General features: G+C 54.0%; 21 protein-coding genes and 1 pseudogene. 13 read left to right on the top strand and 9 right to left on the bottom strand.

Annotated features, from left to right (window positions below):
* Nucleotides 1-61: 61 nt before the first annotated feature.
* From ABJI08_RS04000 to ABJI08_RS03965, 8 genes and pseudogenes are all read left to right on the top strand, one after another.
* Nucleotides 62-1,220, top strand: a pseudogene (locus tag ABJI08_RS04000) (IS30 family transposase).
* Nucleotides 1,221-1,989: 769 nt separating this feature from the next.
* Nucleotides 1,990-3,039 carry a quinolinate synthase NadA gene (gene nadA, locus ABJI08_RS03995; protein ID WP_348400526.1) on the top strand — a complete coding sequence of 350 codons (1,050 nt, stop codon included), beginning with the start codon at nucleotides 1,990-1,992 and terminating at the stop codon, nucleotides 3,037-3,039.
* A 6-nt stretch (nucleotides 3,040-3,045) separates the two neighbouring features.
* A complete protein-coding gene (locus tag ABJI08_RS03990) occupies nucleotides 3,046-4,614 on the top strand; it encodes an L-aspartate oxidase (protein ID WP_348400525.1) in 1,569 nt (522 codons plus the stop codon).
* On the top strand, nucleotides 4,611-5,459 hold the full coding sequence (gene nadC, locus ABJI08_RS03985; RefSeq protein WP_348400524.1) for a carboxylating nicotinate-nucleotide diphosphorylase: 849 nt from the start codon (nucleotides 4,611-4,613) through the stop codon (nucleotides 5,457-5,459). Before ABJI08_RS03990 ends, nadC begins: the two co-directional genes overlap by 4 nt.
* A 306-nt stretch (nucleotides 5,460-5,765) precedes the next feature.
* Nucleotides 5,766-6,947, top strand: a complete 1,182-nt coding sequence (locus ABJI08_RS03980; RefSeq protein ID WP_348400523.1) for a phytanoyl-CoA dioxygenase family protein — start codon at nucleotides 5,766-5,768, stop codon at nucleotides 6,945-6,947.
* Nucleotides 6,948-7,069: 122 nt separating this feature from the next.
* Complete coding sequence (locus tag ABJI08_RS03975; protein ID WP_348400522.1) at nucleotides 7,070-7,480, top strand: hypothetical protein; 411 nt, start codon at nucleotides 7,070-7,072, stop codon at nucleotides 7,478-7,480.
* 23 nt (nucleotides 7,481-7,503) lie between these two features.
* Nucleotides 7,504-8,034, top strand: a complete 531-nt coding sequence (locus ABJI08_RS03970) for a sugar phosphate isomerase/epimerase (RefSeq protein ID WP_348400521.1) — start codon at nucleotides 7,504-7,506, stop codon at nucleotides 8,032-8,034.
* A gap of 55 nt (nucleotides 8,035-8,089) precedes the next feature.
* Nucleotides 8,090-9,121 (top strand): LacI family DNA-binding transcriptional regulator, encoded by a 1,032-nt coding sequence (locus ABJI08_RS03965; RefSeq protein WP_348400520.1) that lies wholly within the window; start codon nucleotides 8,090-8,092, stop codon nucleotides 9,119-9,121.
* 43 nt (nucleotides 9,122-9,164) lie between these two features.
* On the opposite strand, the gene iolB is transcribed toward ABJI08_RS03965, so the two are convergent.
* Both iolB and iolC read right to left on the bottom strand, forming a co-directional pair.
* Entirely contained in the window at nucleotides 9,165-9,977 is an 813-nt protein-coding gene (gene iolB / locus ABJI08_RS03960; protein WP_348400519.1) for a 5-deoxy-glucuronate isomerase, read from the bottom strand.
* Between the two features lie 4 nt (nucleotides 9,978-9,981).
* On the bottom strand, nucleotides 9,982-11,877 hold the full coding sequence (gene iolC / locus ABJI08_RS03955) for a 5-dehydro-2-deoxygluconokinase (RefSeq protein ID WP_348400518.1): 1,896 nt from the start codon (nucleotides 11,875-11,877) through the stop codon (nucleotides 9,982-9,984).
* Between the two features lie 200 nt (nucleotides 11,878-12,077).
* On the opposite strand from iolC, the gene iolD reads away from it, so the two are divergent.
* Entirely contained in the window at nucleotides 12,078-13,967 is a 1,890-nt protein-coding gene (gene iolD / locus ABJI08_RS03950; RefSeq protein WP_348400517.1) for a 3D-(3,5/4)-trihydroxycyclohexane-1,2-dione acylhydrolase (decyclizing), read from the top strand.
* Between the two features lie 118 nt (nucleotides 13,968-14,085).
* Entirely contained in the window at nucleotides 14,086-15,054 is a 969-nt protein-coding gene (locus ABJI08_RS03945) for a Gfo/Idh/MocA family oxidoreductase (protein ID WP_348400516.1), read from the top strand.
* Between the two features lie 69 nt (nucleotides 15,055-15,123).
* Here ABJI08_RS03945 and ABJI08_RS03940 read toward each other — a convergent pair whose 3' ends face one another.
* From ABJI08_RS03940 to ABJI08_RS03910, 7 genes are all read right to left on the bottom strand, one after another.
* On the bottom strand, nucleotides 15,124-16,200 hold the full coding sequence (locus ABJI08_RS03940) for a DUF1513 domain-containing protein (protein ID WP_348400515.1): 1,077 nt from the start codon (nucleotides 16,198-16,200) through the stop codon (nucleotides 15,124-15,126).
* A 2-nt stretch (nucleotides 16,201-16,202) separates the two neighbouring features.
* Complete coding sequence (locus tag ABJI08_RS03935) at nucleotides 16,203-17,225, bottom strand: imelysin family protein (RefSeq protein ID WP_348400514.1); 1,023 nt, start codon at nucleotides 17,223-17,225, stop codon at nucleotides 16,203-16,205.
* Nucleotides 17,225-18,814, bottom strand: coding sequence for a di-heme oxidoredictase family protein (locus tag ABJI08_RS03930; protein WP_348400513.1), 1,590 nt, complete (start codon nucleotides 18,812-18,814; stop codon nucleotides 17,225-17,227). The genes ABJI08_RS03935 and ABJI08_RS03930 overlap by 1 nt, the downstream gene beginning before the upstream one ends.
* 172 nt (nucleotides 18,815-18,986) lie before the next feature.
* Nucleotides 18,987-20,243 carry an imelysin family protein gene (locus ABJI08_RS03925; protein ID WP_348400512.1) on the bottom strand — a complete coding sequence of 419 codons (1,257 nt, stop codon included), beginning with the start codon at nucleotides 20,241-20,243 and terminating at the stop codon, nucleotides 18,987-18,989.
* 15 nt (nucleotides 20,244-20,258) lie between these two features.
* The gene (locus ABJI08_RS03920; RefSeq protein WP_348400511.1) at nucleotides 20,259-20,732 is read right to left on the bottom strand and encodes a hypothetical protein; all 474 of its coding nucleotides are present in this window, start codon (nucleotides 20,730-20,732) and stop codon (nucleotides 20,259-20,261) included.
* The gene (locus ABJI08_RS03915; RefSeq protein WP_348400510.1) at nucleotides 20,729-20,881 is read right to left on the bottom strand and encodes a hemin uptake protein HemP; all 153 of its coding nucleotides are present in this window, start codon (nucleotides 20,879-20,881) and stop codon (nucleotides 20,729-20,731) included. The genes ABJI08_RS03920 and ABJI08_RS03915 overlap by 4 nt, the downstream gene beginning before the upstream one ends.
* Nucleotides 20,882-21,275: 394 nt before the next feature.
* Nucleotides 21,276-22,640 carry a hypothetical protein gene (locus ABJI08_RS03910; protein WP_348400509.1) on the bottom strand — a complete coding sequence of 455 codons (1,365 nt, stop codon included), beginning with the start codon at nucleotides 22,638-22,640 and terminating at the stop codon, nucleotides 21,276-21,278.
* A gap of 152 nt (nucleotides 22,641-22,792) precedes the next feature.
* On the opposite strand from ABJI08_RS03910, the gene ABJI08_RS03905 reads away from it, so the two are divergent.
* The 3 genes from ABJI08_RS03905 (at nucleotide 22,793) to ABJI08_RS03895 (ending at nucleotide 25,594) form a co-directional block, all read left to right on the top strand.
* On the top strand, nucleotides 22,793-23,038 hold the full coding sequence (locus tag ABJI08_RS03905) for a hypothetical protein (protein ID WP_348400508.1): 246 nt from the start codon (nucleotides 22,793-22,795) through the stop codon (nucleotides 23,036-23,038).
* A gap of 5 nt (nucleotides 23,039-23,043) precedes the next feature.
* The gene (locus tag ABJI08_RS03900; RefSeq protein WP_348400507.1) at nucleotides 23,044-24,711 is read left to right on the top strand and encodes a sulfatase-like hydrolase/transferase; all 1,668 of its coding nucleotides are present in this window, start codon (nucleotides 23,044-23,046) and stop codon (nucleotides 24,709-24,711) included.
* An 88-nt stretch (nucleotides 24,712-24,799) separates the two neighbouring features.
* The gene (locus ABJI08_RS03895; RefSeq protein WP_348400506.1) at nucleotides 24,800-25,594 is read left to right on the top strand and encodes a hypothetical protein; all 795 of its coding nucleotides are present in this window, start codon (nucleotides 24,800-24,802) and stop codon (nucleotides 25,592-25,594) included.
* Nucleotides 25,595-25,622: the final 28 nt, after the last annotated feature.

Genomic DNA, 25,622 nt, shown 5'->3' with positions numbered 1-25,622 from the left:
GGGGCGGTTTCAACGGGTGAGTGCAACACTTTAGTCTCTTTTGAAAGATGGAGTGTTGGAGATGAAGTATCGCACAAGGACGTTTTACACTGACGAACAGAAGTCCGAGATGTGGGATCGGTGGCAACGCGGAGAGTCGATGAGTTCGATTGGTCGGCACTTCAATCGTGCGTCGTCTTCGATCATTCCGCATTTGGCGCAGTTTGGCGGGATCCGGCCACCTGCCGTAAGAGGTCGCGATTTGCTTTGAGCCTATCGGAGCGAGAGGAGATATCTCGCGGGTTGGTCGCCCAGCAATCCTTCCGCTCTATTGCGCGAAACTTGAAGCGGTCGCATCAACAATCAGCCGAGAGGTTCATAGAAACGGCGGGCGTCAGGCCTATCGCGCGGCGCGCTCGGATCAGCGGGCCTGGGACTGCGCAACGCGGCCCAAATCATGTAAGCTCTCGTTCAACGACCCATTGTGCCAACTGATCGCACGCAAGTTGCGTCGGAAATGGTCACCGCAGCAGATCGCTGGTTGGCTCAAACGCAAGCACCCCGACGAGGAACAGCATCGCGTGAGCCACGAAACGATCTATCGCAGCCTTTATGTACAGACCCGTGGGGTATTGAAAAAGGAATTGCAGGAATGTTTGCGCAGTCCGCGTGCCATTAGACGGTCACGGCACGCGACCCAGAAAGGGTTGAAGCTGCGCAAGATCAAGAATGCGATCCCGATCAGTGAACGCCCTCCTGAGGTCGAGGATCGCGCTGTCCCAAGACACTGGGAAGGTGATTTGATCGTTGGCTCGAACAACAGCTATATTGCCACACTGGTGGAGCGCCATTCCCGGTTTGTGATGCTGGCCAAAGTCGAGACCAAGGACACCCAAAGTGTTATCACGGCCCTGATCAAGCCGGCACGCAAGCTGCCCAAAGAGCTGTATCGGTCACTGACCTGGGACCGAGGATCTGAGATGTCCGGTCATGCGAAGTTCACCATGGCCACAAAGATCGACGTCTTCTGCTGTGATCCGCAGCCACCTTGGCAACGCGGTAGCAACGAAAATACTAACCGACTTCTCAGACAGTACTTCCCGAAAGGCATTGATATATCGGGCTTTAGCCAAGCCAAACTCAGCGCCGTCGCTCGCCAGCTCAACGAGCGACCTCGAAAGACCTTGCATTACCAAACGCCAGCGGAGAAATTTGAAGCTTGTGTTGCAGCGATCAATTGAAACCACAGGACTAATGCGGTCGTTATTGTATAACACCGCGAAATTCTGCATTCTGTCCTCCCTTCTGTTTTCGTTTTCACTGCCGTTGACAGTTCCTCAGCTTTTTCCTGTCCAGAAACTAGGAAACGTCCACCCCAATGCACAAACGTTCAACGTCCGCTTTGGAGAAGTCACGGCGCAGCGTGGCGAAACGCGACCAAGGTCGGACCTAGGATAAGAACGACGTTTTAGCCTTTGAGTTCCGTAACAAAACCCAACTAAACAAACCCAACTTCGGTGGCGCTAAACAAAGGGGCTAGACCGATTTGGTTTGCTCAGAGGTTTTTTCGAAAGCCCACTGAAAGCGGCAAAGGTGGGCGCCGGCATCTGTTCTGTGACGCTGCCTTTCGAACTTGGCTGACGCTCAAGGTCTTGTTTGGCAAACTCCGTCGATAAAGCTGTATTTGTTCAAAGTCGGTTGCGGTTGGTCAGATTGAGTTGGACTTGGCCGGACTTCGGCACCCTATGTGGCACATAGCACGGCAGGCGCATCTGAAAGATGCTGTCGGGAGGGCAACGTGACTACAATTTTATTGGCATTACCATATTCCAATTCATCAGGCGCCGTCGCCCGATTCCGAATGTCTAATAACCCGCTGTTATGCGGGCCAATCAGAAGGATCTCGCACTTTGAATGCCTAGGTTTCAAAATGGCACCGAAACGATGTGGCTAGGCATTGATCTTCCATCAGTGTAGTAGGCACGAAACAAATCTTTAGAGGGTCTATCGTTGCTCGATCTTATGGATATTCGCACCGTTCTTTCAAACAACTACGATCTTGCGCCATCGCCTGAGAGCGTCGAGTCAATGCAGGATATCTTTGCGCGTATGAACCGCGTTGTGACGCCCGCTGATTTCGCAATTTATGTGCCCTATATCAAAGCAATCAATGCGCTCAAAAAAGAGCGCAACGCCGTCATTTTGGGTCATAATTACATGACTCCCGAAATCTATCACGGTGTGTCTGATTTTGTCGGCGACAGCCTGCAATTGGCGATGAAAGCGAGCGACGTTGAAGCGGATGTCATTGTGCAGGCTGGCGTGCATTTCATGGCAGAGACGTCAAAAATCCTTAGCCCCGAGAAAACCGTGTTGATGCCTGACATGGAGGCAGGTTGTTCGTTGGCCGAAAGTATCACCGCTGAAGGCATCGAAGAGATGCGTGCAAAATACCCCGGCGCGCCGGTGGTGTCGTATGTGAACACAACCGCTGAGGTGAAAGCCGCATCGGATATCTGTTGCACCTCGTCCAATGCGCTTGAGATCGTAAACGCGATGGACAGCGAAACAGTGATCATGACCCCCGACCAGTATCTGGCGCAAAATGTCGCCAATGAGTCCGACAAGACCGTGGTTTATTGGCCGGGCTCCTGTATCGTTCACGAACAATACACCGCGCAGGATTTGCGCGATTTCCGCGAATGGAACCCGGGCACGCGGCTGATTGCCCACCCCGAATGCACGCCCGAGGTTGTGTCCGAGGCGGATTATTCTGGCTCTACCAGCGGCATCATAAAATACGTGACAGATGAAAAACCTGAAAAGGCGATGCTGATTACAGAATGTTCTATGGCGTCGAACATTGCTGACGAGCTGCCCGAAGTGGATTTCGTCGGGCCCTGCAATATGTGCCCCTATATGAAGAAAATAACGCTCGAAAAAATCCTTTATGTGTTGCACACGATGGATGGTCAGGTTGAAGTCGACCCACAGATCGCCGTGAAAGCACGTCGTTCTGTGCAGGCGATGATCGATTTGTCCAAAAAACTGGACCTCTGATCTGACATGAAGGACGTCTCCACCGATCGCATTATCATTGTGGGTGCGGGTCTTGGCGCGCTTTACGCGGCGCTAAAACTGGCGCCGCACCCGGTGGTTATGATCTCGCCGGAAAAACTGGGCGAAGGCGCAAGCTCTGCCTGGGCACAAGGTGGCGTGGCCGCTGCGATGGACGCGAATGACAGCCCGGAAAATCACGCAACCGACACAGTCAACGCGGGTGCAGGAACGGTGAACGCCGATGTAGCCGACCTCGTGACGCGCGAAGCGCGCGACTACATTCTTGACCTCACAACGATGGGAACGCCCTTTGATCGCACCAAAGGTGGGGAATATGTGCTGTCGCGCGAAGCGGCCCACAGTTTTGCACGCGTTGTACGGGTAAAAGGCGATCAGGCTGGCGCGCAAATCATGGCGGCGTTGATTGCCCAGGTGCGCGCAACGCCTTCGATTCAGGTGCTTGAGGGCACAATGGCGCTTGATCTGGAGGTCAAAGCGGATCGCGTGACCGGCGTCGCTGTTCAGTCTGCGGGCAAAGGCCGGTCGGGCCCGGTCATGTTACGCGGTGCCGCTGTGTTATTGGCCGGGGGCGGGTCCGGCGGGCTTTATGCGCTGACAACCAATCCGCCGCGCATTCGGGGACAGGTCATCGGTATGGCATCGCGCGCTGGCGCTTTGATTGCAGATGCTGAATTTGTACAGTTTCACCCCACAGCAATGGATGTCGGAGAGGACCCTGCCCCGCTGGCCACCGAAGCATTGCGGGGGGAAGGTGCAATTCTGGTCAACAACCACGGCGCACGTTTCATGCAAGCCGTTCATCCAGACGGCGAACTTGCGCCGCGCGATGTTGTGGCCCGTGCGATTTTTGCCGAGGTCAAGGCGGACAATCGCCCGATGCTGGACACGCGCGCGGTTTTAGGAGAGCGAATAAAAACGCTGTTTCCATCGGTTGCCGGATACTGCGCCCGCAATGGCATTGACCCGGCCAAAGAGCCTATTCCTGTTGCGCCCGCCGCCCATTACCACATGGGGGGTATCGCCACCGACATCGCCGGACGCGCCAGCCTTGATGGGTTGTGGGTTTGCGGAGAGGCTTCTTCGACGGGTTTGCACGGGGCAAACCGGCTCGCGTCGAACGGTTTGTTGGAGGCGCTGGTTTATGCGCGCATTTGCGCAGAGGGCATGGCTGCAAAAGTTGCCTTGTCACAAGATGCGCCTGAATTGGATATCCAGTTTCCCGAGGGCGGAAACCCGCCTGATGCGATCGCTGTTCAGGAGTTGCGTCAAACGATGACGCAGTTTGTCGGGGTTGTCCGAGACCGCGCCGGGTTGACGAAAGCCCTGCAGAACATTGCAACACTTGAGGCCGCCAATGCGCGCAGCCCATCTTTTCTGAATATGTGTGCCACCGCGACCTTGATTTCAGCGGGCGCACTGATCCGGGAAGAAAGTCGCGGCGCGCATGAACGGTCTGATTTTCCCGAACCGTCAGACGGGCCGGGCCAACGATCCAAAATGTATCTTTCAGACGCGCTTAATATTCGGGCGCAGGCTTGTAAGGAGCTGACATGAGTTTTGCCACCGTACCCGATCTGGTTCTGGAACCTGTGATCCGCAATGCGCTGATAGAGGATCTGGGCAGCTATGGTGACGTAACCACCCGCGCGGTGATCCCGGCGGGTACAAAATATGAAGCGTGCCTGAATGCCCGCGAAGATGCGGTTGTGTCCGGTATGCAGGTCGCAGCAATTGCCTTTCGGCTGGTTGATCCGTCGCTTGAGATCACGTCCCATTTTTCCGATGGTCAAACTTGCCAGAACGGTGACACGCTGATGACCATCAAAGGGGATGCGGGCGCAATCCTTTCAGGAGAACGTGTGGCTCTGAACTTTGCCGGACGTCTGACCGGCATTGCCACCAAGACCGCCAGTTTTGTGGAGCAAACCATAGGCACCGACGCCCGGGTGACGTGCACGCGTAAAACCACGCCTGGACTGCGCCTTGTTGAAAAACTTGCCGTGCTTCATGGCGGCGGGTTCAACCATCGCTATTCGCTGTCTGATGCGATCCTGATCAAGGACAACCACATCGCGGCAGCAGGCGGTGTGCGTGAGGTTCTTGAGGCAACTCAATCCAGTGCGAGCCACATGATGGCCGTTGAAATCGAAGTTGATCGTCTGGATCAACTGGCTGAGGTTCTGGACGTGGGTGGGGCCTCGGCTGTGCTGTTGGACAACATGGACAATGACATGCTGCGCGAAGCTGTCGCGATGGTCGACGGCCGTTTGAAGACCGAGGCCAGCGGAAACGTTAATCTGGAGCGTGTTGCGTCTATTGCAGCGACAGGTGTTGACTATATTTCATCTGGTGCTTTGACGCATTCGGCGCGCACGATAGATCTTGGGTTAGACTTCTGACCCAGTTTTAGGCGCTGATCACACAGCCCAATTTGATTATTTACCATTATTTTCTTGGATCTTGGGCACGGGTTGCGCGTCTGTTGGTTGTCGTCATGTGAATTATTGCAAGGGCTTGCAATCGTTGGGGTGACGTTTCATATTGGGGTCGCCTTGTCTGCGTTTGGTGAACTGTTGCTAGCAAAACAGCACCGGTTTGCAAAAGGGCTCAGCTAAGGCGCGAATGCGTGTGCCACTCTGGCGGGCGCAATTAGAAGTTCAAAGAACTTCGTGGATCCTGCTATTCTGGAAAGGTAGAGACCAAAAATGCAATCATTTCAGCCTGTCTGGTTTGGCGAACAAGACTTTGATCTGGACGCTTTTGAGCGTGAGTGTCGGCGTGTTACAGCGGTGCAAGACTGTCCGTTCGCAGAAGGAATCGTCGAAGATATCCCGATTTATTCCGGAGATGCGCTGCGAAATGAATTTCAGTCTGAGGCCCGTTCCTTTGAAGTAATGCAAGAGTTTAATCGCGTTTTTACGACAGGCGCAGGCATTTTCGCAGTCCGAGGTGGCTATGATGACATCCCGCTGATTGACGACGTTACCTCGGTTCTTTTCTCGATCATTGATGAGGAGGAGGCTGGCGACAACACGTCCGGTGATCACTTTGCTGAAGCCGGAACAAATTCCCGCCTTTGGAATTCCCACCAGAAACTTGCGGATCGGAATCCGGATTTATTCATTCGCTATAACGCAAATGAAATCGTGCACCGGGCGTGCCAGGCATGGTTGGGAACGGGGTATCAGATCACAACTCAGGTGAATGTCGTGCGCCCTGGCGGAAGGGCGCAAATGGTTCACCGGGATTACCATATGGGAATCCAGACTGAGGCAGCGTTGAAATGTTCGCCGGCGGGGCAACATGCTACGGTGCCCTTATTGACACTTCAGGGGGCGGTGGCTCACACCGAAACGCCAATTGCCTCTGGGCCGACCAAGTTATTGCCTTTCTCACAGCATTTTCAACCGGGGTATCTTGCAGTACGTCGCCCGGAATTTCAGGCGTTTTTCCAGGAGAATTGCGTGCAATTGGCGCTGAATAAGGGGGACTTGTTGTTCTTTAATCCCGCGATATTCCATGCAGCAGGCGACAATACCACGAAAGACATTCAGCGGTTTGTGAATCTGATGCAGGTCGGCTCTATTTATGGGCGCACCATGGAACATGTGGATCGCAGCGCGATGGTCAAGAAAGTCTATCCGCAACTTCTTGAGTACGTGACGCGTGAGACCATGCCTAAGCGCGAGATTGAGAATGTTATTGCTGCTACTGCAGAAGCTTACCCGTTTCCGGCCAACCTTGATAATGATGCGCCACTTGGGCCAAGCGGCATGACACCGGCGAGCCAGCAAGAGTTGCTGCGAGAAGCGCTGGCGGGCGGATGGTTGGACAGCAAGCTGAATGCCGCAATTGATGCGCAAGACAGGCTTAGGTTTGGCGGCTGAAAAATTGTCGATTCCCAGCCAATCAATCTCCTGTTTTCGGTGGTTAGCGGAGGCTGAATTGCAAGCGCTTTCAGTTCGGCGCCACAAGATGACATTGGAAGCCATGTTTTAGGAAAGTTCGTATGAAGCTATCATTGGTATCTGACAGTCTTGCCAATTTGCCGTTCGAGAAGATGCTCGACGCGGCTCAGGCGCATGGTATTTCAGGTGTTGAGGTCAATACTGGCAATTGGTCGTCAGCGCCGCATGTTGATCTGACTGGGCTGCTTGCCTCGAAAAAGGCGCGCAAAGCGTTTTTGGATCACTTCGACCGGCGTGACCTTTCCGTGGTTGCTTTGAACTGCAACGGGAACCAATTACATCCGGTTACAGGCGCAAATCAGGACCGCGTGGTGCGCGATACAATCCGATTGTCAGGTATTCTTGGGTTGAAAATGGTGGTGCTGATGTCTGGCCTTCCGGCAGCCAATGAAACCGACTGGCACCCAATTGGATTACTTCTTCCTGGCCAGAGGAAAACCAGGAACAACTAAAATGGCAATGGACCGAACGGTTGTTGCCGTACTGGCATGACCTGTCGCGTTTTGCGCATGAAAACGGGGTAGAACAGCTTGCCATAGAAATGCATGGGTCACAGCTTGTTTATTCCCCGGCCACGCTGATGCAGTTGCGAGGGGAGATAGGGGAGCTGATCTGTGCAAACCTCGACCCCAGTCACCTCATGTGGATGGGTGCCGATGCTATTCAATCGGTCGACTATCTGGGCGACAGTATTGCGCATGTGCATGGAAAAGACACGTTCATCAACACAAGCGTTGCAGCAACGCACAGCCTGATGGAAAACGGGTCGCTTGCAACGGCCAAACCAAGGGCCTGGACGCACTGTGCGATTGGGGTCGGGCATGGCGCAAAGTGGTGGAGTGACTTTTTCTATCAACTTGCATTGAACAACTATAATGGTTGGGTCAGCATCGAGCACGAAGATGCGGCAATGTCACGAAATGAGGGAATTGAGCGCGCGGATGAAATGCTCAAAGCTACGATGGTATTTGACGAACCTGACTATGTGGTCCAACAAGTGACCTGACTGATGAATGATATGCTCAGAGGCGGCTGGCGCAGTGAGCGAATGAGGATGCAATTTGCCCGATTTTGATGATAGCCCTACGGCAAAACGTGCAACTCTTATGGATGTTGCACGATTGGCCGATGTGTCGATGTCGGCCGTTTCAAGATCGTTTACACCGGGTGCGTCTGTCTCACCATCGACCCGGCAGCGCGTTATGAAGGCCGCAAAGGAAATCGGGTTCCAGCCAAATGTATTGGCCCGAAGTCTGGCGACCGGGCGTTCTGATATGATTGCTTTGGTCACCAATGCGTTTGCCAATCCATTTATCAACTCGGTTGTCGATGCCTTTACGTCGGAGCTTCAGGAACGCAAACTCTTGCCGGTGGCATTCAATCTCAAAGGAAATTTCGATTGGGATCAGGCCGTTGATCTTATTCTGCAGTATCAGGTGGATGGCGTAATCGTTGCTTCCTCGACCGTGGACGAGCGGTTTTTGGAGCGAATTTGTGACGCAAAAATTCCGTTGATCCAAGCCTTTGGGCGATTTCACGGCGTCGGAGACGTGGATTCTGTATTTGTCGACAACACGCATGGTGGCCGGCATGCCGCGCGCGAATTTATTGCGCGGGGTTATGAGAAACCGGGCTTTATCGGCGTCAGTTCCAGCGTCTCGACAACGCAAGACAGGTTGGCGGGTTTCGCCGAAGTTTGGGCGGAAAAAGGGATTGAGCCGGTGGTTAAGCGCGCGGAGAATTACGCGTATGCGGATGGGTATGCTGGCGCTTCAGAGCTGTTTCGCGACAATCCTCAACTGGACTGTGTTTTCTGTGCGGACGATCTGTTGGGGATTGGCGCAATCGATGCGCTGCGTTTTGAATGCCACCGGAGAATCCCCGATGTTGGCGTCATCGGTTTCAATGATATTCAGGCCACAGGATGGGCCAGTCATCCGCTGTCGACGTTTCGCGCGGACACGACGCAAGTTGTCGCCAGCGGCATAGAAATGCTGAAGGACAGAATAAAGTCGGCCGGGAAGGCGCGCGAACAACGCGTCGTCAATTGCCAGTTTGTTGAGCGTGGGTCGCTGAGACCGCACGTGATCTAACTCGCTCAGCTTGAGCAAGTTTTTATATGGCGTTTTAACGCCCTTAAGTGTCCAGCAACCACACGTGTTCGGCGGCGGTCGTTGTGTGCCATGCCCGCTTGGGGCCAGCCATCACGTTCAGGTAGAAAAGCTCATACCCGTGGGGTGCGGAAACCGGATGGTATCCTTTTGGCACCAGCATGACATCGCCGTTTTCAGGTGACGCAGTAACATCTAGGGAACGGTCGTCAGTATAAACCCTTTGAAACGCAAATCCCTGTTCTGGTCTGATGTGGTAATAATAGACTTCTTCCAGTTGAGATTCATGGGGGATGTTGTCCTGGTCGTGTTTGTGGGGCGGATAGCTGGAAGAGCACCCTGGAGGCGTAATTGCCTCGACCACCAAAAGACGATCTGCCAGATCCCGGTCAGCTGGAAGAAGGTCAATCACATGACGGATGTTGTTGCCTTTGCCGCGTGTTTCGACGGACCGATCACCCGGAGCAATTACAAAGGGTGTTTTTTTGTTTTCTGCCACTGATCCGCAAATTGCGATTTCCAGATCGGTTACGGCAGTCACGTCCCATGATTGATCGAGTGGGACATACATGGCCCATGGTTTGCGATCAAACGGGCCATGGCGGTGGTCTGTTTCCTGCGTTGCCAACCCGTCGGTTGTAAAGCGCGCAGCGCCGCTGATAACTACAGCACATATTTCTAAACCGTCGTTTGTCCGGGATATGGCTTGCCCAGGTTTCAGTTTGTAGACGTCAAAGAACGTGTAATCCCATTTCGCGGTTTCGGGCGTAACGTGATGCACCAAACCATCGGAGTTGGGGGGACGAGATTTGTGGTGAAGGTCGTTCAGTGTCCACATCAACTTAGCTCCCTACGGTTTGTTGCGCCGTATCGGGTCGGCTCTCGTTCCATACTTCGATGAAATTCCGGAATTTTTTCGACATCTGGGCCACGGCGGAGTCATCGTCGATTTTACCTTCGATCCAGGCTTGGAAGGGCTCTGCGACAATCGCTCTGCCAATGGCAAACCCGATCACTAACGGGGCCTCTGCCGTGGCGCGCAAGGCATCGGCAAGTTGCTCGGTTGTGTTGGCTTGTCCAAGCATGACAATCCCGCGACAGTCTGGATCTTCTTGTTCTACGATTTCATTGATCCGGTTCCAATTATGTGTATCCACAAACGGCTCCAGCTTCCAATAGGTGGGTTTGACGCCAAGCGCGTAGATCTGCGCGAGCGCCCTGGTCACTGCTTCAATGCGATTACCCGCCTTGGCGGGGGGGATTATCTCAAGAAGAAACGCGTGGCCGGTGCGTTGGCAGGCTTCGAAAACTTGTAAAATTCTGTCTTGTTGTGTCCGTAACAAGGCCGGTTCATCAGATGGATCGTAGTGGCAAAGACATTTGACAATTTGATCGCGTGGCCATTCGATTAGGGCTGAGCCGACGTCTTTTCCTGTTACAAATTCAAGAGGGCGCGAACCGGGAACTTCGACAGGGCGGGCGGCGGTAACGCCATTACGGCCGGCATCAAACAGGGCATCTGTTCCATATTCATCGTCGATGATGACGCCTGTGTTCGGGATGTGCTGACCAACGTCTTGCGCCGCTTTTACGGCCAGTTGCTTAAAAGCGCCAAACCGGCTGTGGTCGGTGCCGAGGTCGTCAGTAATGTCCCGAAATTGGCTGCGATGGTCGCACGCCAGTAAAAAGAAGTTCTTCATGGGGGTTTTGCTGCGCTCTGGGTCTGAGGTTTCGTCAGGTGCGATGAATTTTTTAAGTTCAGGCCAATGTGCGTAATCCTGTGAACACAGCAGACGGGTGACGGCAATTGCACCATTGGCGTTTGCGTAGGTTGCGCATGTCTGCAGGGGTTCGTCATTCAGGTAGCCACGCAAAAAGCCTGCCATAAAGGCGTCGCCGGCGCCGATTGTATTGACGACATCGACGCTGAATTGCTGGCCTTGAACGGGCCTTGCACCAACGTTGTCTGTTCCGGCTAGATAAACGTCACACCCGTACGCGCCGCGTTTGCAGACCACAATTGCGTCAGACTGGCTGCGAATTTGAGACAATGCTTCAGCGACTTCTTCCCGTCCGGTGGCTGCGCAAATCTCTTCTTCTGTGCCAACAACCAGATCGGATGCGGTGATGACTTTGGAAAATGCCTTGGTAACCGCTGAGGACAAACCCGTTCTTTGAGCGCCTTCTGAATGACTGGTCAGCCCCCACAGAGACGGGCGAAAGTCGATATCAAAAATTACGCGCGCGCCATGTTTTTTTGCCAGCTTAATAGCGCGCCAACTGGCCGCCGAAACGGTTGCGGTGGAAAAATGGGTTCCGGTCAAGACTATCGATCTTGTGCGGGCAATCAGACATTGTGTGACGTCAGATTCGCACAGGGACATGTCGGCACAATCGCTCCGATAAAAAAGGTGCGGCGCGTGTTTGTGATCCTGTACGGCAAGCAATACCAGCGCGGTCAGGCGTTGAGGATCAGCTTTAATTGCAGAACAGTCCACGCCTTCGTTCTTCAGGCATTGTAAAATCGCCAATCCCATCTGATCGTCACCGACACGCGTCAACAGGCTTGCGCGCAGGCCAAGTCGTGAAGCGCCAATTGCAATGTTTGTCGGGCTGCCACCGACGGAGCGTCTGAACAAAGTGGCTTCTGGTAGATCAACCCCGATTTCGGCTCCGTAAAGGTCGATGGAGGCCCGACCAATTGTGACGACGTCGAGATTTTTCGGCGAGCTACTCACGAAATTTTCCCTTCATGTTGCAAGCCCTTGCTAAGTTTTCATTCGTGTTTTTTGCATAAAAACAGTAAAAAATAGGTTCTGTTGCTTCTATATGGTATCAATAATCAGAATTTGTGCAAGCCCTTGCAAGGGTTGCTATTAGAGGCTACTCCTTTGAGACTACCGCAATGACATGTTGAAAAATTGGAGAGGGGTGTCACGTGACAGGTGAAACAATCCGACTGACTTTGGGTCAGGCCATCGTCAAATTCATGATTAACCAATATGTTGAAGTGGATGGGATCGAAACCCGCTTTTTTGCTGGTCTTTGGGGTATTTTTGGTCACGGGAATATTGGCGGTGTGGCGCAAGCCAGTCAGCAGTATGCCGATGACATGCCGTATTACCTTGGCCGTAATGAACAAAGCATGGTTCACACTGCCGTCGGATTTTCCAAAATGAAGAACCGCACACAGTGTATGGCGGTTCTGTCTTCGATCGGGCCGGGTGCGACCAATATGGTGACGGCGGCGGCGACGGCGACAATCAATCGCGTGCCTGTTTTGATTATGGCGGGCGATACTTTTTCAGAGCGGGTGCAAGCGCCGGTGTTGCAACAGCTTGAGTCAGAGTATTCCCAAGAAGCATCTGTCAACGATGCGTTTCGGCCTGTGGTTCGGTATTTTGACCGTTTGACCCGCCCGGAACAGGCGATCACAGCTTTGCCAGAAGCCATGCGAGTTCTCACGTCGCCAGCAGATACCGGGGCGGTTTTCCTTGGCATCCCGCAGGATGTCGGGACCTTCGCCCACGATTTTCCCGTAGAGTTATTTCATAAGCGTGTTTGGACCATTCCGCGCAATCGTGCCGACAAGGCGCTGATTGAGCGTGCGGCGGAATGGCTGAAGCAGGCAAAGCGCCCGCTAATCCTGGCCGGGGGCGGCGTGCGGTATTCGCAGGCCGAAGGTGTGTTGCGTGACTTTGCGGCCAAAACGGGCGTGCCTGTTGCCGAGACGCACGCTGGTAAAGGGTCTTTGTTGTATGATGATCCGCTGAGTTTGGGTGCGGCGGGTGTCGCGGGTACAAAAGGCGCAAATGAAGTCGCTTCTGAAGCGGATCTTGTGGTGAGCATCGGCACGCGTTTGACGGATTTTTCGACGGGGTCAAAGTCGATATTTGCCAATCCGAATGTGCGATTTATCAACATCAACACGTTTGAGCTGGACTCCTATAAGCATGCCGCCATTCCTTTGACCGGTGACGCTAAGGCCACGTTGGAAGATCTGCTTTCGCTGTTGGCAGACTTTGATACAGGTGACGCGTATCGCAAGGAAATGGCGGACCATAATGCGTGGTGGGATGCAGAGGTTCAGAGACTCTATCAGATGGATCTTGAACCCATTGCCCAATCAGCGGTCATCGGAACCGTTGAAGCATCAACTGATCCACAAGATGTGATCGTGACATCTGCAGGATCGTTACCGGGAGACCTGCAAAAAGTCTGGCGTTGCCGTGAAACGCTGTCTTATCAGGTTGAATACGGAAATTCGGTCATGGGGTATGAAATCCCCGGCGCTATTGGCGCAAAAATGGCTGCGCCGGATCGCGAAGTCTACTGTATGGTTGGCGACGGAACTTTTATGATGAACCCTGCTGACCTTGCGCTTGTCACTCAAGAGCGCATGAAGGTGATCTTTGTCCTTGTCGACAATCAGGGTTTCTCGTCTGTTGGGCGGGTGTCTGAACAGGTCGGATCAGAGGGTTATGGTTGCCACTATCGTTATCGGACACAATCGGGTCGTTATGACGGCGAACCCATTGTGCTGGACTTGCCGAAGGTGGCGCAGGGGCTCGGGCTGGATACTATTGAGGTTGAAAGCCGCGAAGAGCTTGCGGCAGCGCTGGACAAAGCCCGCGCGAGTTCTGCGTCGAGCCTGATCTATGTGCGCACGGACTGGCATGAGCGCATTCCGGGGTACTCCAGTTCCTGGTGGGACATGGCGACCGCGCAGATTGCTGAGACGCCGGGCACGCAGGAGGCGCGTGAGGACTATCTTAAGAACAAGCCGCGGCAGCGTTACTTGATGTTGCGATCAGAACCCGACGCTTAAGCGCACGGGCTGGGGGATTTGGTGTTTAATCGCGCCAAAATCACCCTTGGCCCACAAGTTGACTATTCAGGGCCGATCATTTGGTCGCGCCTGTGTGTGGCATACCGAAGGAGACATCATGAAGCTTGGGATTATTGGTACGGGTCGCGTTGCGCAGGTACATGCCGAGGCGTTCAGGCAGATTGAACCGGACCTGATTGGTGGCGCGTGGAATAGAACGTATTCGAAAGCGCAGGAATTTTGCGGTGTAAATGGCGGGCAGGCCTATGAGTCGCTTGATGATTTGTTGGGTGCCAGCGACATCGACGCGGTTGTGATCACGTCAAGTACGCCGACGCATTTTGACATCGCCAAAAGCGCGCTACAGGCAGGAAAACATGTTCTGTTGGAAAAGCCTGTTTGCGAAACGCCCGAGCAAATTGCAACACTTGCCAAAATTGCCGAAGAGGCAGGCCGGATCTGCATGCCGTCACATAACTATCTGTATTCAGAAGATGTCAGGCGTCTGAGATACCATGCTCATTCCGGAAACCTTGGTCACATTCTGAACTTTTGGGTGATGTTTAACAACGCTCATCCGCCACATTACGGCATGACGGACACGTATATGATGCGCGAGCTGTTCGTGCACCATATCTATGTTCTGCTATCTGTGATGGGCCGCCCGAAATCTGTTTCGGTGACCGGCAGTAATACCCATTTTGAAGACCCTTCTGCCATTGATCAGATGGGCATTGCCGCAATGTATGAAGGCGGGCAGATTGCCAATCTGTGGGGCAGTTTTGCCACCGACGACCATTCTCGCGAGTCATGGTCTTACCTTGTGAAAGTCATGGGCACTGAAGGCACCGGCGTCGCCACTTGGGACAAAATCAAGTATGGCGTACCAACTGAGCCGCTTTGGGATGATGGCGGCTATTGGGATAGTTTCCTGCACGTGGATAAGTATTTTGTTGACGAGTGTCTCGCGCGTGGGAAAGCACCGCTTTCGACGCTGGCGGATGCCCGGGATGCCGCGTTGATATTTGATGCGGCGGTCCTGTCTTTAAACGAGCGACGCCATGTTGACGTTAAGTATCCCGATTAGTTTCTGGTGATCGTCGTATTTGGGAGCAATGGAAAATCCGTGCTAGCGGATTGAAACATCGCTCGGTCTTTAAAACGCGCGAATTTGGACCAGATGGTTATCAAATTGAAGGTCGGAGCGCGTATGCACTGACCCGGAAAGCGTGGTAATCAAGCCCTGTCCGGATGTCGCTATGATTTGGCCATTTTGCACGGCGACGCCGCAAACGTCCTCCATGGAAACCGTATCGGTGACGTTGTTGCGTGTTGTATCAAAGACCACCGCGATATTTCCGCGGGGCGAGGTTGTGGCCACATGGTTGCCTGTGCCTGATATGGCGATGCTGCCGACATAGCCTTGCATTTCACGCCACAGCGCCTTGGGGGCGTCAAACATATTCAGGGTGTCCCCGGAAGTGTGCGTACCCACAAGCGGCACAATCTGTTGCTTGTCGCCTTGCCATTGCATTGCAATGGCCACAGTCCCATCCGTGCTGACTGCGAGGTGTCGGATAGAGTTGCGATGCAATTCGGAGGGTGGGGCGATTTGATCTGTGATCGTGCCGTCAAAGGTGGCGTAGGTCAGGTTCGGTCGCATAGTCGGGATATTCAGCTTGGTGCGTCCACTGTCAGGGTGCGTTTCGATGCCACCATTGGCAATCACCAATGCGTCGCCGGAGGGCATCTGGGCAATCTCGTGCGGTCCAATGCCACCCGAGGCAAATTCGCCGATGCGTTTGTAGCCGCTGCTGACATCCCAGACGCCAATCATACCTTGCGCGTTTTCATAGTCCTTTTCGGTTGTGAACATGACATCGCCCTGCGCAGAGAAAGCGCCATGGCCAAAGAAATGACGGCCTTGCGGGGCATCAAGCCGGGCACGTATCTCGCCATTGAGGCAATCGATGACCAGCGCATAATTGCCCGGGCGACGGGCGAATGCGACGGCTTCGGGACGGATGGGATGGGCCGCCGCAGCGTGACCGCGCGCCGGGAGCGGCAGGCGAAAGGCTTCGGAGAAATCCAAGTTTATGCCGACCAGAACAAATGCGCCTGACGGGGTTTTGGCGGCGCTAAGGAATGCAGGGGCCCCGACATCTGCCCATGTAGGGGAGGGCAGTAAACCGGTGGCCAGCAAGCCTGTCAAAAAGCTGCGTCGGGTCTTCATTTTTAGTTTCCGTCAAGGGCATTAAAGCCCGCGCTGACGCCCAGAGCCGGACCAAGTTCCAGCGTCATAAGTTCGCGGATTTCGTCGATAGAGATCTGCAATATTTCCACGCGAAGCCGCCCCTGGATATCCGCGACCCCGGCAAATGTCGGATCGTCCAGTTGTTCGATCACTTCAAACGCGGCGCCATAAAGTGCGGTGAAATGGTCGCTCAGACCGGGGTTTTCTGAGGCCAATGCCAGAGCCAGACCACGTGTGCCTTCGAGGGACATTTGGATTTGTCTCAGAGAACGCTCTGAGCGGCGCAGCTCGGCGCGCTTGGGGCGAGGGCGGTCAAAAGTGCCCAGAGGGCGGCCAAGTCGTGTATCGGACGTGAATTGCAGACCCGTACCAAGCGCCTTGAACAATTCCTGAGTGGCCTCTTCGGTGCTGCGATATAGACCATCGGGCGTCGGGGTCAGAAGTTTTTCAGCGTAATTGTCAAGCCAGTCATTGGATATGCCAGTGGCATTTTCGGCCAGATCAGTGGTGATGGCGCGGATCAGGGCGCAACGGGCAGGTGCCGCGCCGGTGTTCATGGTTGGTGCATCAAACAGCATGAACTCCAGGGCATATAGTCCGCGGGCTGCAATCGAGGCATTCTGAAACTGATCGCTTTCCAGACGGTCCGGATTGTCAGAGGTGATCAAGGCGGCCAGCGATTTGGGCGTTTTGCCGCGCCCGTCTGGCCAGAATGCGATGGCAAAAGCGCGGTCGTTGGTTTCGGTGGGGCCGAAGCGCAGGTGGCTCATCCGGGTCCATGCATCAAACGTGTCATGAAAGGCCGCGATCAGAGGGGGGGATGTTGGTGCGCAGTCCTGTGTTGCGGCATCAGACATTGCCATGGCGGAGGCCTGAAATGCGTCGACCGCTGGCAGGATATGGGTGTGAACGGTCGCACGGTTCAGCGCATCCAGATCAGGGGCAGCAGGCGCGACACAAGGCAGGGCCAGAAACAACAGGGCGGCGGTCACTAGTCGAACCATCAGAGACTCTCCAGAAACGCAATCAGGGCGGCGCGATCAGCGGCAGGCATTTTGATCACGGCGTCGCGTTGTGGTTCTGCCTCGCCACCGTGCCAAAGCACCGCTTCGAGGAGGTTACGCGCGCGGCCGTCATGCAGGAAATACGTATGTCCGCTGACTTGTTTTGTCAGCCCAATTCCCCAAAGCGGTGCGGTGCGCCATTCCTGTCCGTCGGCGACGGCTTCGGGGCGATTGTCGGCAAGCCCCGCGCCCATATCATGCAGCAGCAGGTCGGTGTAGGGCCAGATCAGCTGAAAGCTTTGTTCTGGTTGCTCAGGAAGTCTGTGGGTGACGAATTTAGGCGTGTGACAGGCGATACAACCAGTTTCGTAGAACACTCGTTTCCCGTCCAATACCAATGGGTTGCCTGTATCTCGGCGTGCGGGAACCGCAAGGTTTCGGGTGTAAAGTGTAAGCAGGTCCATTGCGATTTGATCGATTTCGTTGCCACGCACGTCGTTGTCTCCGTGAGGGGCGTTGATGCAATCGGATTGCGACGCTGTGCAATCGCCAGAGGCCTTTGGAAACAGCGGTGAGGAAATTCCTATATCACCGGAAAACGCGGCTGCGGATTGTTCATGTAACGTGGGCATTCCGGCCTTGTGACCAAAACGGCCAAGCATTGGGCGATCAAACTCTGACGACCAAACGATATTGGCCCGTCCCAAGACGCCGTCTCCATCGGCGTCGTCGGGATCAGCACCGGCCAGAATATCGGTCGTTGGAATGGCTTCCAGGAGACCGAGGCCGATCATCTGGGGGGCAATGCGCGGGCTGAACATGGCCTGCGCACCAAAATCGCCATAGCCTGGATCGGACATATCATAAGCCGGCTGGCGCAATTTGGCGGTTTCACCTTCGGACAAGTGAACGGTGATCTCCTCGTAAGTGATGCCAAGCTGGAACTCGGGCGCCATTCCAGCCAGCGCAAAATCCTGAAGTTGACCGCCATATTCGGGATGAGGTTGGGTTGGATGGTAGCCGGGAATGCCAAACGTTTCGCCGCCGGGGACGGAGATGCGTGCGAGCATCGAGATCGCAGTGTCGACGGCGTTTTCCGGGGGATGACCGCGCCCGTCATTGATGTGGCAGCGCAGACAGGAGCGGGCATTGTAAAGCGGGCCAAGCCCGTCTGACGCCTTGGTGGAGGAGGGAGAGGTCACCCAAACTTTATTAAACAAACCCTGTCCGACCAGAAAATCAAGCTCGCGGTCCAGTGTCAGGTTGGCAGAGGGTTGCGAAAACGCTTCATGATCTTTGCGTGAAGGCACCGTTGTGGCTCCGCCACTTTTGCTTTCGAAGGTCTCGGGTTGGGAAAAGTCTGTGGTGGGTTGCGTGGCCTCAAGGATACGAGCAATTTCGGCTTCGGTGCGTGGGTTCGCTTTGGGTGACGTGTTGTTCAGAGAATTTGCGCTGGCCACGGAGGCCGCCAGCGCAAGAACTGAGACAATGCTAGTCGGCTTCGTCCATTTTGGCAGAATTCCCGCGTTTCCATGTAAAGAGACGCCCAGGAAAACGATCTGTTTGATTAGCTTTTCCGCTTGTTCCATATCCTCAACAGAACCTTACCGGCTTTTTGGGGTCAAATGGGCAGGGCGTAACTTTTCTTGCAGCGTTGAACGTTCGGTCATGAATGCCCACATGTTGACAAACGATCATTCGGTGTCTCCTCAGATAATTGCCGGGTATGCTGATGTTGTCCTGCGCGCCCGGCTGTCGTGTTTATTGGAACACGGCGTTTGGATCGTCGAGGCTGTCGGAGCCTTCGATGGAGACGTTACCAAGGTCGAGAGCCTTGACAACGCGTTCGATTGATTTGGTTTGATCTACAAGACCGTTAACGCCGCCCATGATCAGGGCTTCACCTTCTGTATTGCCAGCTTCGAGCATCGTGTCATACGCCATACCGCCGTCTGCAGCAGATTTCATCGCGCTCAGTGCGGACATTGTTGTGTCCAGCCTGGCGGTCAGTTCGGCGTCAAGCGCCGGGTCAGCGGCGGCCACAAGCGCGGAAAGGGAAGCACCTTCCACAACTGAACCATCTACGCGGGTATATTTGCCCAGATAGACGTTCTGGATGCCCAGACCATCATAAAAGTGCGAGTTGTGCGTGTTGTCCGAGAAGCAATCATGTTCTTCTTCGGGGTCATTCAGCATCAGCCCCAGACGCATGCGCTCTCCGGCCTGTTCACCGTAGGACAGAGATCCCATGCCTGTCAGGATGGTCACAATGCCAGCGTCTTCGTTCGCTGTCACGGCTGCGCGACCAGCACCACCCGCGGCCCATTGTGCCGCCATGAATTCCAGATCAGACACCAGCAAGTTTGTTGCTACCACAAGGTACTGTGCACGACGGTCACAATTGCCACCGGTACAGTCATCGCCGCTGGCGTAATCAGACGCCGGGCGCATACCGGCGCCTGCGCCGTGGCCGTTCAGATCCTGGCCCCAGAGCAGAAATTCGATGGCATGGTAGCCAGTGGCAACGTTCGCTTCGATCCCGTCTGCTTCGTGCAGGGTGCTTTCCAGCAGTTCAGGAGTGATTTCAGACGCGTCGATGTCTGTACCGCCCAGCGAGAAAGTCGGGTTCGCGATTACGTTCAGAACCGCGAATTCGTTTTCATCCGAAGGTCCACCATAGCTGTTGTCGACATAGTCGATCAAACCTTCGTCCAGCGGCCATGCATTTACTTTGCCTTCCCAGTCGTCAACGATTGCGTTGCCGAAACGATATACCTCTGTTTGCTGATAGGGCACACGAGAGGCGATCCATGCTTCTTTGGCGGCCTCCAGGTTTGCCCCTGTTGGCGCTTTGATCAACGTATTCACCGCGGCCTGAAGCGCTTTGGCCGTGATCAGGCTGTCTTCAAATTTTGCTTCAGCGATGTCTGCATAGTTGGTCAGCACATCCGCCTTGGTTGCGGCCATGGCAGAAGCGCCAAGGCAAATGAAGGTAGATGCAAGAAGTATGCGTTTCATTGTTGGTTTGTCCCTTTAGTGGAATTGGATAACGTTTTTAGTTTTGTGAGGTGGTCGTTTGAGCAAAGCCGTCCGCGCCAGGGCGACGCCGAATTTTTCAGCCAGGCCAATCAGGCTGGGGGCAAAGTCGGGTCGTACAATCAGGCAGGCCATTAGCATTGCGTCTTCACGTTGCCCTGCGGTGGCTGCGGCCACAAAATTGGCAAAACAGCTTTCGTCGGCACCCAGACACTTGCAATCAGTGTGATGACGCATCAAAGGGCGTCGGCCATGGCGATAGCAGAGGTCGCATAAGCTTGTTAACGACTGGCAAAGGACATGTGTCGTTTTCCGGTCAACTCTGTCGCCAAAGCTTTGTTCGTATTGACGAATTCCGTCAGGACCATTGCTCCAGGCGCGCAACCCGCGCACTGCGCCAACTTCGATTGGATCAAGATCACCCAGATAGCCGACTGGTGCCGCGCCACGTTTTTGAGCAGCTAACGTCATTTTGTCAAAATCAGCTTTCCGGCACGCGTAATGCGCAGCACATATTCCTGCTCGCCCAACCGAATTTGTGCAAGCTGACCGCCATGGGTCAACTCGGTCGCCGCCCATGTGGGCGTGGTGGCGGGCGTTTGTGCGGGTGACGTGTTCATCTGTTTGCCTCCTCTTGCCGGTCGGAAATGCGTATTAGAATTGTTTCCAGGCACAGGTTGTTGGGCCGCGGAAAGTCGAGCAGCTTGTTGGGCAGTCGCACCCGGTCGTTGCCTTTCGACAGGTGCATTTCTGGTTTCTTTCCAGTCATGGTCGCGTTTCCCGATTCCAGACGCCACTGCAAATCATTCTCGTCCTGGGTATTCCTAGTAAAACAATCAGGTATGTAAACCCGATAAATTTAGTCAGGTAATATCGGATTAGTGTGGCAAGTGAATTATTGCCAGAGCAGAGGATGCTCCTATACGTCTAAACGTTTTCAATTATTTGATTGAGGGCAGGGCGCGCGGACGTCTTTTGACAGAAAAGCCCATTTTCAACCCGAATTGTGTGTCGTCAGTCTGCTGTTTGCCAGGTTAACCCTGCCTGAGAAACCAGCGAAACCGCGTGAGCAAGGTCAACTTTAGGGTGATAAACATGAGCAAGAAATTGTTCAGCGGGTTGGTTTGGCCAAGCCTGTTTATAATACCGCGCCATGTCCTGAGCTTTTTCTTCCTGACCCAATGATTGATAAGCTGCAACCAGATAAAAAACTGAAACCTGGCTGACCGGATCGCCCATTGCGATGGCGTCTTCAAATTGGTTGACGGTACCCTTGTAATTACTCAAGTGAAAATACGCGGCCCCCAGAATGCTGCGATTGGGGGAGCGGGCGTCTGAGCGATTGAGAAGTTGCTTTGGGTCCGCGCTGGAAAGTGCGCGTTCGAATTCACCTGAAAAAAGCGCAATTACCGCATCGACCTCCCAAACATAGCTGTCCTGAGGGGAAAGTGACGTGGCCGCAATTGAGCGCCGGTTGGCCCGGACAAAGTCCTTTTGGCATAATGCGACCAGTGCGGCAGCGGATTGTGCCCACCCGGATGTCGGGCTGAGCGAGATGGCACGTTCCGCAAAATCGACAGCCCGTTCGGACAAAGCGATTTGTTTTTCTTTTGAAGGCGAAAGAACACTGAGGATGGCATAAACCTGAGCGGCGCCAGCGTAGCCGCCGTAATACTGATCATCCAATTCCACAGCATGTTCGAACAATCGGGCCACAATCAAAAGCCGTTTTGGATCAAGTGCAGGGAACAACAATGCGCGGGCTTGCTCGGCTTGATTGACCGCTTGAAGCGAGGCGGGGGACTTACCCAGAAGAGCCATGCGCGCGGCGGATTGGTCTTCACCAGACGGTGTTGCTGTGACGCTGTTTTGTTGGTCGTGACGATCCGCCAGAAAATAGACGCCGAACGTAACTGCCCCACCTAAAATCAAGAACAGTAAAGAAAGTGTCCATTTGTTCGATATTGGTGTGACGGTTGGTTTCTGATCAGAGATTTGAGTAGAGGGCATTTTCGAAATAAGCGGTGCGTATGACCCTGTGGGGATCGAAATCTGGAAAGGTTCAAATTGTCCGGTCACTGAGTAGTATTCGACCAGACGGCGCCGCAGGCGACCTGCATCCACTCGCACGACACTTAGGTCACTGTCGCTTCCGGTGTGTCCGCGATGATACACGTCCTGAGCGATGGTGCGCCCTGAAATTTCGGCGCCGCGGCCATCGACGGTTTCAGTCACAACATACGACAAGAACTCCTTAAGGCGATTTGCCTGACGGAATTCCGGAGACGTCAATATCCGGGAAACAGCGTCTTCTGCTTCAGTCTTTGAGCAGACAAGTGGTGATTTGCGTTCTGCTTTCTGACCCTGCGCCTTCACCATGATTTTATTGCCTTTTATCCATTCGTGCGCGCTGCCGGATCGCTGTTTGTTACGGTAACATACATGCACGTACCTATCCAGAGGCCTGCGCAATCTCTTAGGCTGGAACCAGAGCGAAATCACAACTAGAGGTTTTCCCGGATATACAAGTCATGACAGAGTCGGTTCAGATAAAAAGTCGGTTTCCTGCGCTTTATGCGCAGATAGCTGATCAACGTCTGCAAGATCCATTTTTGGACGAGATTTGTTGTGACCTGGAAGCGTTGGCGGCCATTCTTGAAAAAGAGGAAGCAACGCTTGAGCCGCAATCCTTACAAAATCTGAGGGATTCAATCCGTGGGCTTGAAACGGAAATTTTGGCAACTGCTAAAAAACCAAAAACGGTCGAAGGGGGCTGACGGTTATGAGAAGAGAAATTATTCTAAGTTTGGCTATTTCAGCGGCGGCGCTAGGCGCTGCGGCTGAAGATGCGCCAATCATTCAGGACGCGGAGTTTTATATACTTCAGGCGCAACATGCTGAGCAATGGGCGGAAGATGACGCGGCCGTCGACCAAATGCTTGCAGATTTTCGAGAACAAAACGACGGAAAGCCGCCAAATATTCTGAACATTCTGATTGATGATGTCGGGTTTGGCGATCTGGGTATTCCGGAACTGAATGCTATTCGCGGGTATGAAACCCCTAATATCAATCAGTTCTCTGACGAAGGCATGCGGATGTCGCGGTTTTACACTGAGCCATCCTGTACACCGACCCGCGTTGCGCAAATGACGGGGCGTTTTCCGGCGCGTCAGGGCATGGGGGACACGGCCGTTGATATCGCTGGATTTGGATTGCGGGGTGATGAAGTCATTTTGCCCGAAGTTCTGTCTGAGGCGGGATATGCCACGCGACATGTTGGCAAATGGCATATGGGTGACATCGAACAATCATGGCCGCAGAATAACGGGTTTGATTGGGCAGCCTTTCCAATTCATCAGCAAGGTCAGTTGTCGATATTTAACGATGACGGCATCAAGGAAGGTGTTGTGGTTGGCAATCGGGATCATGATGCAAAATACATGTTGGATGCGTTTTTCCGACCCGACTCCTCCACTATGGTCACAGGGGTTGAAGCCGCCAAAGGCGAAAAAGCCCGCGAAGTACATATGGAGGCAGGCGAACGTTGGACCGCCAAAAAATATGATGAAATGAACCAGCGATATCAGGATCAAACCATTGAATCGCTGAATGTTCTGGCCAAAGGCGATAAACCGTTTTTTCTGCAATACTGGCCACTTCTACCGCTGCACAATACGCGCAGCACACGCGATGGGTATGATTCTGCCAATGGCGGGTTGTACGTGGAGAAAATGCAGCAGCTGGATGCATGGATGGGCGAGATTTTTGCCGAACTTGATAAGCTGGGGCTGGCTGAAAACACCATCGTTCTGTTCTCGGGCGATAATGGACACTTTACCAAGTATTCACCGCAATCCGGGTTTTCGGCGATGATATTCCGGGGCGGAAAGGCGGACACGACTGAAGGTGGTATTCGGGTTGATGCCTTTATCCGGTGGCCGGGCATGATCAAAGCAGATGGTATCGTGAACAATATGTTCCATGTGTCTGACATGTACCAGACGCTGATCCGGTTTGCCGGGGCCACGCACTTGATCCCGAGAGATCGGATTATTGACAGCATCGATCAGTCGGCGTCGCTTTTGTTCGCTGATGCCGGAAAAGGTCGCCGTGACAGTTTGATTGTGTATTCTGACGTGGTGCCGGAAGCGATCATCAAAGACCAGCTGAAGCTGAAAGTACCGCCAAAGGGTGAGAACCCAATCGGTGCCAAATTCTATAACTTGTATTGGGACACCAGAGAGGAATATCCGATTTCGACCGAAGTTGGTGCATGGGGTGGTCAGGAGATGGTACGGGTTTTGGGGCGTCATCTGGCCCGCAAGCAACTGTATCCCGATGTCGAACACGCCACCGGGATCCCCTATGAGGGCATTGAAAATCTGCGACCTGAAACAATCAAGGCTGTTGACGCCTGGAAAATCAAACGGGCCGCTGTACAAAAATAGAAAGCATGGCCGGGCAGCGCAATTTCGTGCCCGGCCACTACACTCAACCCATTCAAGCGGAATTTGAATCCGCGAAAGTGAGAGAGCCATGAAATCGAATTTACTGACAGCCCTGTTTTTATCGACCGCCGGAATTGTTTCGGCCACCGGCGGAGCAAATGCGCAGTCTCTGCCAGCGCCCGGGCAATCCGAAGACAATGGATGGCGCCATGCGCTGGCAGTCTACATGTTCGCGCCATTGCGCACTTGGGGGGATTCAACAGTTGGCGGCACCACAGCGAGCATTGATCTAAGTCTGGGTGATCTGCTGGATGTCCTGGATTTTGCGCTGGCGGGGCGCTACGAAGGCTGGAACGGAGATTTTGGGATCATTCTGGATGCCAATTACGCGGGTATTGAACAGAGCGGTAATCTTCCTGGACCTGGCGGGGCGGCTTTTAATGTCAACGTGCGGCAAAAGTGGTTTGGCGTTTTGGGCGCCTACCGAGTCAACTCGGGAACAACCAAAAGCGGTCAGCCGTTTGCAATTGATGTTCAAGGTGGACTTCGCTGGAATTCGATCAAGCAGACCCTCACTGTTGGACCGGCAACAGCTGGAGGTGACGAAAGCTGGATTGAGCCTGTGGTCGGGCTCAGAGGCATGTGGCGTCTGAATGAGAAGTGGACCACGGTCGCATCCGCAGATTTGGGCGGTTTCGGGGCCGGTGGCAACGATCTGCAGGCGGCTGTGAATGCGGGATTTGATTACCAGCCATGGGAGAATGTCGCGCTGACCTTTGGGTATCGTTACCTGAGCGTTGATTACAGCAGCAATCTGGGCGGCGGGTTTGCATATGATGTTGATCAGCACGGGCCCTATGTCGGTGTAAAGTTCTTTTTCTAGGAAGACTTTACGCACTGGCTTTGGCGAC

It is taken from the genome of Shimia sp. (assembly GCF_039969785.1).
Taxonomy (GTDB): Bacteria; Pseudomonadota; Alphaproteobacteria; order Rhodobacterales; family Rhodobacteraceae; genus Shimia.
The sequence above is the reverse complement of the archived record's forward strand: the minus strand, read 5'-3'. Positions and strand labels throughout refer to the sequence as shown.

Excerpts from the sequence above, each read along its gene's own strand:
- nadC (WP_348400524.1), top strand. The coding sequence starts at position 4,611 with ATGAGTTTTGCCACCGTACCCGATCTGGTTCTGGAACCTGTGATCCGC.
- ABJI08_RS03920 (WP_348400511.1), bottom strand. The coding sequence starts at position 20,732 with ATGACGTTAGCTGCTCAAAAACGTGGCGCGGCACCAGTCGGCTATCTG.
- ABJI08_RS03915 (WP_348400510.1), bottom strand. The coding sequence starts at position 20,881 with ATGAACACGTCACCCGCACAAACGCCCGCCACCACGCCCACATGGGCG.
- ABJI08_RS03900 (WP_348400507.1), top strand. The coding sequence starts at position 23,044 with ATGAGAAGAGAAATTATTCTAAGTTTGGCTATTTCAGCGGCGGCGCTA.
- ABJI08_RS03905 (WP_348400508.1), top strand. The coding sequence starts at position 22,793 with ATGACAGAGTCGGTTCAGATAAAAAGTCGGTTTCCTGCGCTTTATGCG.
- ABJI08_RS03940 (WP_348400515.1), bottom strand. The coding sequence starts at position 16,200 with ATGAAGACCCGACGCAGCTTTTTGACAGGCTTGCTGGCCACCGGTTTA.
- ABJI08_RS03935 (WP_348400514.1), bottom strand. The coding sequence starts at position 17,225 with ATGGTTCGACTAGTGACCGCCGCCCTGTTGTTTCTGGCCCTGCCTTGT.
- ABJI08_RS03945 (WP_348400516.1), top strand. The coding sequence starts at position 14,086 with ATGAAGCTTGGGATTATTGGTACGGGTCGCGTTGCGCAGGTACATGCC.
- ABJI08_RS03925 (WP_348400512.1), bottom strand. The coding sequence starts at position 20,243 with ATGAAACGCATACTTCTTGCATCTACCTTCATTTGCCTTGGCGCTTCT.
- ABJI08_RS03990 (WP_348400525.1), top strand. The coding sequence starts at position 3,046 with ATGAAGGACGTCTCCACCGATCGCATTATCATTGTGGGTGCGGGTCTT.
- ABJI08_RS03975 (WP_348400522.1), top strand. The coding sequence starts at position 7,070 with ATGAAGCTATCATTGGTATCTGACAGTCTTGCCAATTTGCCGTTCGAG.
- ABJI08_RS03980 (WP_348400523.1), top strand. The coding sequence starts at position 5,766 with ATGCAATCATTTCAGCCTGTCTGGTTTGGCGAACAAGACTTTGATCTG.
- iolB (WP_348400519.1), bottom strand. The coding sequence starts at position 9,977 with ATGTGGACACTGAACGACCTTCACCACAAATCTCGTCCCCCCAACTCC.
- ABJI08_RS03895 (WP_348400506.1), top strand. The coding sequence starts at position 24,800 with ATGAAATCGAATTTACTGACAGCCCTGTTTTTATCGACCGCCGGAATT.
- ABJI08_RS03930 (WP_348400513.1), bottom strand. The coding sequence starts at position 18,814 with ATGGAACAAGCGGAAAAGCTAATCAAACAGATCGTTTTCCTGGGCGTC.
- ABJI08_RS03910 (WP_348400509.1), bottom strand. The coding sequence starts at position 22,640 with ATGGTGAAGGCGCAGGGTCAGAAAGCAGAACGCAAATCACCACTTGTC.